1 pseudogene is annotated in these 363 nt (G+C 71.6%); it reads left to right on the plus strand.

Annotated features, from left to right (window positions below):
* Window positions 1-363: pseudogene (afsQ1, locus tag ACLWS4_RS37945) on the plus strand (two-component system response regulator AfsQ1); the annotation flags it as partial.

Below are 363 nucleotides of genomic sequence, written 5' to 3' on the forward strand. Positions count from 1 at the left end.
CGACGTCATGCTGCCCGGCATCGACGGCTTCGAGGTCTGCCGGCGCATCCGCCGCACCGACCAGTTGCCGATCATCCTGCTGACCGCGCGCAGCGACGACATCGACGTGGTCGTGGGCCTGGAGTCCGGAGCCGACGACTACGTCGTCAAGCCGGTCCAGGGCCGCGTCCTCGACGCCCGGATCCGGGCCGTACTCCGGCGCGGGGAACGGGAGTCGACGGACTCGGCGACCTACGGCTCGCTGGTGATCGACCGCTCCGCGATGACGGTCACCAAGAACGGCGAGGACCTCCAGCTCACCCCGACCGAGCTGCGGCTCCTCCTGGAGCTGAGCCGGCGGCCCGGGCAGGCGCTCTCCCGGCA

The organism is Kitasatospora sp. SC0581 (genome assembly GCF_048159585.1).
Lineage (GTDB): Bacteria > Actinomycetota > Actinomycetes > Streptomycetales > Streptomycetaceae > Kitasatospora.